Source organism: Pseudomonas sp. NPDC089569 (genome assembly GCF_050280625.1).
GTDB lineage: Bacteria > Pseudomonadota > Gammaproteobacteria > Pseudomonadales > Pseudomonadaceae > Aquipseudomonas.
Genome location: NZ_JBNNVQ010000173.1, coordinates 1 through 6,105, shown reverse-complemented (window position 1 = coordinate 6,105; position 6,105 = coordinate 1). Strand labels below are relative to the sequence as shown.

The window sequence follows — 6,105 nt, the reverse complement described above, 5'->3', positions numbered from 1 at the left end:
TCGGCCCGCACGCCCGCGCCCCACGAAACTTGCAGGCAGTGCGTCAACAGGGTTTCGATGTGCTGCAGGGTGCGCTCTTTCGGTGGCGGCGTGGTCAGCGGGTGATCCGCCTTGTACGGGCCTTCCGGCATGTTGCGCAGGCACTGGTCGATGATCCGCACGCTCTGGCGCATCTCCTCGACGCGGACCATGCAGCGGTCATAGGCATCGCCGTTGGCGGCCAGCGGTACTTCGAACTCGAAGTTCTCGTAGCCCGAATATGGGCGCGCTTTACGCAGGTCGAAGTCGCAACCGGTCGAACGCAGGCCCGCACCGGTGACACCCCATTCCAGGGCTTCTTTGCGCAATCCGGTCGTCCTGGTCCAGTCGTTGTCGATATCCCGAAAGACATGACTAACCCGGCCGAGAAATACGAATACGTATTCCCGAAAAAAGCCAAGTTGCGCTCCTACAGCCCGGCCGTTCGCGGTCATTCCGGGCAAATTCGCAAAGCGGCAGAAATGCTCCTGGCGGCCAAGCGCCCTGTGTTGTACTCGGGCGGCGGCGTGATCCTCGGCGGTGGTTCCGCACCACTGACCGAACTGGCGAAGATGCTCAATCTGCCGGTGACCAATACCCTGATGGGCCTCGGTGGTTTCCCTGGCACCGACCGTCAGTTCATCGGCATGCTCGGCATGCACGGCAGCTACACCGCCAACCTGACGATGCACCATGCTGACGTGATCCTTGCCGTCGGCGCACGTTTTGATGACCGCGTCATCAACGGCGCGTCGAAGTTCTGCCCGAACGCCAAGATCATTCACATCGACATCGACCCGGCTTCGATTTCCAAGACCATCAAGGCTGACGTGCCAATCGTTGGGCCGGTCGAGAGCGTTCTGACCGAAATGGTCGCAATCCTCAAGGAGATCGGCGAGACCCCGAACAAGGAGTCCGTTGCCAGCTGGTGGAAGCAGATCGATGAGTGGCGCGGTGATCGTGGCCTGTTCCCGTATGACAAGGGTGACGGCAGCAAGATCAAACCGCAAACCGTGATCGAAACCCTGTGCGAAGTGACCAAGGGCGATGCCTTTGTTGCTTCCGACGTGGGCCAGCATCAGATGTTCGCGGCGCAGTACTACCGTTTCAACAAGCCCAATCGCTGGATCAACTCCGGCGGCCTGGGCACCATGGGCTTCGGTTTCCCCGCAGCCATGGGCGTCAAGCTGAGCTTCCCGGATGCCGACGTTGCCTGTGTAACGGGTGAAGGCAGCATCCAGATGAACATTCAGGAACTGTCGACCTGCATGCAATACGGCCTGCCGGTGAAGATCGTCAACCTGAACAACGGTGTGCTGGGCATGGTTCGCCAATGGCAGGATATGAGCTACGGCAGCCGTCACTCGCACTCCTACATGGAGTCGCTGCCGGACTTCGTCAAGCTGGCTGAAGCCTATGGTCATGTGGGCATCCGCATCACCGACCTGAAGGATTTGAAGTCGAAGCTCGAAGAGGCCTTCGCCATGAAGGATCGCCTGGTGTTCCTGGATATCCAGGTCGATACCAGCGAGCACGTCTATCCGATGCAAATCAAAGACGGCTCGATGCGCGATATGTGGCTGAGCAAGACGGAGCGTACTTAATCATGCGGCACATTATTTCCTTGCTTCTGGAAAACGAACCTGGCGCCCTGTCTCGCGTGGTTGGCCTGTTCTCGCAGCGTAACTACAACATCGAAAGCCTGACCGTGGCGCCAACCGAAGACCCGACATTGTCGCGTCTGACGCTGACCACTGTCGGGCACGATGAAATCATCGAGCAGATCACCAAGAACCTGAACAAGCTGGTCGAAGTGGTCAAGCTGGTCGATCTTTCGGAAAGTGCTCACATCGAGCGCGAACTGATGTTGGTCAAGGTCAAGGCCACTGGCGCCCAGCGCGCCGAGATCAAGCGCACCACCGATATTTACCGTGGACAGATCGTCGATGTCAGTGCCAGTGTGTATACCGTTCAATTGACCGGTACCAGTGACAAGCTCGACAGCTTCATCCAGTCCATTGGCACCGCATCGATTCTGGAAACCGTCCGCAGTGGCGTCACCGGGATTGCCCGCGGCGACAAAGTACTCAGCATCTAAACCAAATTAGCGAATGGCCTGAACGGCCTGGATATATAGGGGTATTTCATGAAAGTTTTCTACGATAAAGACTGCGACCTGTCGATCATCCAGGGCAAGAAAGTTGCCATCATCGGCTACGGTTCCCAGGGCCACGCTCAAGCGTGCAACCTGAAAGACTCCGGTGTTGACGTTACCGTTGGTCTGCGCAAGGGCTCGGCCACTGTTGCCAAGGCCGAAGCTCACGGCCTGAAAGTGACCGACGTTGCTACTGCTGTCGCGGCTGCGGATCTGGTCATGATCCTGACCCCGGACGAGTTCCAGTCCCAGCTGTACAAAAACGAAATCGAGCCGAACATCAAGAAGGGCGCAACCCTGGCCTTCTCCCACGGCTTCTCGATCCACTACAACCAGGTTGTGCCGCGTGCCGACCTCGACGTGATCATGATCGCGCCGAAGGCTCCTGGTCACACCGTACGTTCCGAGTTCGTGAAGGGTGGCGGTATTCCTGATCTGATCGCGATCTACCAGGATGCTTCGGGCAATGCCAAAAACGTTGCGCTGTCCTACGCTGCTGGCGTTGGCGGTGGCCGTACCGGCATTATCGAAACCACTTTCAAGGACGAGACTGAAACCGACCTGTTCGGCGAGCAAGCCGTTCTGTGTGGTGGTACCGTCGAGCTGGTAAAAGCCGGTTTCGAAACCCTGGTTGAAGCTGGCTACGCGCCGGAAATGGCTTACTTCGAATGCTTGCACGAGCTGAAGTTGATCGTTGACCTCATGTACGAAGGCGGTATCGCCAACATGAACTACTCGATCTCCAACAACGCTGAATACGGCGAGTACGTGACTGGTCCTGAAGTGATCAACGCCGAATCCCGTCAGGCCATGCGCAACGCCCTGAAACGTATTCAGGACGGCGAATACGCCAAGATGTTCATCAGCGAAGGCGCGACCGGCTATCCTTCGATGACCGCCAAGCGTCGTAACAACGCTGCTCACGGTATCGAAATCATCGGCGAGCAACTGCGCTCCATGATGCCGTGGATCGGTGCCAACAAGATCGTCGACAAAGCTAAAAACTAAGTCTGACGCTTGTACAAAAAAACGCGGCCCAGGCCGCGTTTTTTCGTTTGAAAGACCGGTTCTGGTATAAAGCTGCATCATTTGCGATGCGAACTGGTGTCGCAGTCATCTGTCGAAACTTTCCACCCCGTTGCAAGGTATTGTCCATGAGCGAACGTCCCGAAGAGCCAAATCAGGCCTCTGACGCCGAAAGCCTGCTACCCATCGATGAGCATGTCGAAGAAGGGCATGACGCTGAAGGCCGTAAAGTCCGGCATCGTGGCATCTATCTTCTGCCGAATTTGTTTACTACCGCGAACCTGTTTGCAGGGTTCTATTCCATCATCAACTCGATGAGCGCTCAGAGCGCATTGAGCGCAGGTGATTCGGCGGGGGCAAGCAAGTATTTTGCTTTTGCTGCCATTGCCATTTTCGTCGCCATGGTGCTTGACGGCCTTGATGGTCGCGTCGCCCGTATGACCAATACCCAGAGCGCCTTTGGTGCCGAGTACGACTCTCTTTCGGACATGGTTGCCTTTGGTGTGGCGCCGGCATTGCTGGCGTTCGGCTGGGCCCTGGGTGACATGGGCAAGGTTGGCTGGATGGTCGCCTTCATCTATGTAGCGGGTGCGGCATTGCGTCTGGCGCGTTTCAACACCCAGGTCGGCACGGCCGACAAGCGTTATTTCATCGGTCTGGCCAGTCCCGCGGCAGCCGGTGTGGTGGCGGGGATCGTCTGGGCGTTCAGCGATTACGGTATTCAGGGCTCCAAGATGTCCTTCCTGGTGGCGTTGATGGTAGCCGCGGCGGGCATGCTGATGGTCAGCAACATCAAGTACAACAGTTTCAAGGAACTGGACCTGAAAGGGCGGGTGCCCTTTGTGGCGATTTTAGCCGTGGTTCTGGTGTTTGCCGTAGTGTTCAGCGATCCACCGCGGATTCTGCTGCTGGTTTTTCTTGCCTATGCAGCATCGGGTCCGGTGCAGTACTTGTTACATCTTCGTCGCCGCAAAAACGTCGAGTGATGTAATTTCCCTCATACTCCGCAGTCTGTTGGTGCATCTGTTCTCCAATACTGCGGAGTAGCCATGCTGATCAAGTTCCCGAAGGCATCCGATTGCCGTGAGGCGGATGTCACGCCTGAATCCCTCTATCTTTCCCGGCGCCACGTAATGGGTGCGGCTGCGGCCGGCTTGGTCGTGAGTAGTCTGCCGCGATGGGCGGCTGCAGATGAAACCGCGCGCTATGCGGATGTCGAGCCTGGCAAGGCGCCTTCCTGGTTCAGCGAAAAGCTGCCTTCCGCCAAGTGGGGGGCGGTTAGCATTGAAGGTGAGGCAGTCACACCCTTCAAGGATGCTACCCACTACAACAACTTCTATGAGTTCGGCACCGACAAGGGTGACCCGGCTGCCAACGCTGGTGCGCTGAAGACCGAACCGTGGACCGTGGTGGTGGATGGGGAGGTGGGGAAACCCGGGCGATATGCGCTGGAGGACTTCATGAAACCCTATCAGTTGGAGGAGCGCATTTACCGTCTTCGTTGTGTGGAGGCATGGTCGATGGTTATCCCCTGGATGGGCTTCCCTATTTCGACTTTGCTCGGTCAGGTAGAGCCGACGTCAAAAGCCAAATTCATTCGCTTCGAAACACTGCAGGATCCGACGAGCATGCCGGGGCAGCGCTCTGGTTTTGCATTGATCGACTGGCCTTATGTGGAAGGGCTGCGACTGGATGAGGCCATGAATCCTTTGGCGATCCTCGCGGTGGGGATGTACGGGCGTGAACTGCCGAATCAGAACGGGGCACCGCTACGTTTGGTAGTGCCGTGGAAATACGGATTCAAAAGTATCAAATCCATCGTCCGGATCAGCTTGGTCAGTGAGCAGCCCAAAACGACCTGGCAGAGCATCGCTTCGGATGAATATGGCTTCTACGCCAATGTGAATCCGACGGTTGATCACCCTCGATGGACGCAGGCGCATGAGCGGCGCCTGCCCAGTGGGCTGTTCAAACCGAATGTGCGCGACACGCAAATGTTCAACGGCTATGCAGATGAGGTCGCTTCTCTATATGCAGGGCTCGACTTGCGGAAGAACTACTGATGCGATATCCGCTTTGGCGTAGTGGAGTTTTCGTTGCTGCAATGGTGTGGCCATTGCTTTGGTTGTATCAGGCCTGGGAGGACGCGCTGGGACCTGACCCCGGCAAAGTGTTGGTTGATCGGCTGGGGTTGGGGGCACTTGTTTTGCTGCTCATTACATTAAGCATGACGCCACTGCAGAAACTCGCTGGTTGGGCGGGGTGGATTGTTGTTCGGCGGCAGCTGGGCCTTTGGTGCTTCACATTCGTCGTTCTCCATTTGAGTGCCTACCTGGCATTCATTCTTGGGTTTGATTGGTCGCAATTGGGTGTTGAGCTGCGCAAACGGCCGTACATCATTGTCGGGGCACTGGGCCTTTTGTGTTTGTTGGCGTTGGCAGTGACTTCGAATCGATACAGTCAGCGTCGATTGGGTGTGCGTTGGAAGAAGCTGCATCGTCTGACTTATGTCGCTCTTGGGCTTGGATTGCTTCATATGCTCTGGATAGTGCGCGCCGATTTGAAGGAGTGGGTGGTCTATGCCTCTATAGGTGCGTTGCTGTCAGGGCTGCGGCTACCGCCAATAGCTCGTCGAATCCCGCGTTTGATGGTTGAAAAGGGCTCTTCTGCCAAAAAGACGTAATTAATGGTTGACGGCAGATTTCAGATCTCTATAATTCGCCCCACTTCCGGCGCAGTCGAAACGGAAAACTCCTTGCAAAGCAATGAGTTAAGCGAGTTTTCGGCAGCAAGCGGCTTCAGGTCATCGAGGCTGAAAGGAAGTTGAAAAAGAGGTGTTGACAGCAGCGAGTAACGCTGTAGAATTCGCCTCCCGCTGACGAGAGATCGACAGCGCAAGTGGTTGA

The 6,105-nt window shown here is 56.5% G+C and carries 6 protein-coding genes and 2 pseudogenes; 6 read left to right on the top strand and 2 right to left on the bottom strand.

Features of this window, described 5'->3' with window-relative positions:
- Positions 1-341, bottom strand: a pseudogene (locus ACQKP2_RS31315) (NADH-quinone oxidoreductase subunit C/D); the annotation flags it as partial.
- Here ACQKP2_RS31315 and ilvB point away from each other — a divergent pair.
- The 6 genes and pseudogenes from ilvB to msrQ all read left to right on the top strand — a co-directional run.
- Positions 336-1,622 (top strand): annotated as a pseudogene (gene ilvB / locus ACQKP2_RS31310) (biosynthetic-type acetolactate synthase large subunit); the annotation flags it as partial. The pseudogenes ACQKP2_RS31315 and ilvB overlap by 6 nt on opposite strands.
- A 2-nt stretch (positions 1,623-1,624) precedes the next feature.
- Positions 1,625-2,116, top strand: coding sequence for an acetolactate synthase small subunit (gene ilvN / locus ACQKP2_RS31305; RefSeq protein ID WP_040064172.1), 492 nt, complete (start codon positions 1,625-1,627; stop codon positions 2,114-2,116).
- Positions 2,117-2,164: 48 nt separating this feature from the next.
- Complete coding sequence (gene ilvC / locus ACQKP2_RS31300; protein ID WP_427582164.1) at positions 2,165-3,181, top strand: ketol-acid reductoisomerase; 1,017 nt, start codon at positions 2,165-2,167, stop codon at positions 3,179-3,181.
- Between the two features lie 146 nt (positions 3,182-3,327).
- On the top strand, positions 3,328-4,185 hold the full coding sequence (gene pssA, locus ACQKP2_RS31295; RefSeq protein ID WP_427582163.1) for a CDP-diacylglycerol--serine O-phosphatidyltransferase: 858 nt from the start codon (positions 3,328-3,330) through the stop codon (positions 4,183-4,185).
- A gap of 63 nt (positions 4,186-4,248) precedes the next feature.
- The gene (gene msrP, locus ACQKP2_RS31290; protein ID WP_427582162.1) at positions 4,249-5,262 is read left to right on the top strand and encodes a protein-methionine-sulfoxide reductase catalytic subunit MsrP; all 1,014 of its coding nucleotides are present in this window, start codon (positions 4,249-4,251) and stop codon (positions 5,260-5,262) included.
- Positions 5,262-5,882 (top strand): protein-methionine-sulfoxide reductase heme-binding subunit MsrQ, encoded by a 621-nt coding sequence (gene msrQ, locus ACQKP2_RS31285; RefSeq protein WP_427582161.1) that lies wholly within the window; start codon positions 5,262-5,264, stop codon positions 5,880-5,882. Before msrP ends, msrQ begins: the two co-directional genes overlap by 1 nt.
- 20 nt (positions 5,883-5,902) lie before the next feature.
- Here msrQ and ACQKP2_RS31280 read toward each other — a convergent pair.
- Positions 5,903-6,105, bottom strand: a 203-nt coding sequence (locus tag ACQKP2_RS31280; RefSeq protein ID WP_427582160.1) for a hypothetical protein, incomplete at its 5' end; no start/stop codon positions are given.

What these genes read in the sequence shown, in the direction of transcription:
- msrQ (WP_427582161.1), top strand. Translation starts at nt 5,262, where the DNA reads ATGCGATATCCGCTTTGGCGTAGTGGAGTTTTCGTTGCTGCAATGGTG.
- ilvC (WP_427582164.1), top strand. Translation starts at nt 2,165, where the DNA reads ATGAAAGTTTTCTACGATAAAGACTGCGACCTGTCGATCATCCAGGGC.
- ilvN (WP_040064172.1), top strand. Translation starts at nt 1,625, where the DNA reads ATGCGGCACATTATTTCCTTGCTTCTGGAAAACGAACCTGGCGCCCTG.
- msrP (WP_427582162.1), top strand. Translation starts at nt 4,249, where the DNA reads ATGCTGATCAAGTTCCCGAAGGCATCCGATTGCCGTGAGGCGGATGTC.
- pssA (WP_427582163.1), top strand. Translation starts at nt 3,328, where the DNA reads ATGAGCGAACGTCCCGAAGAGCCAAATCAGGCCTCTGACGCCGAAAGC.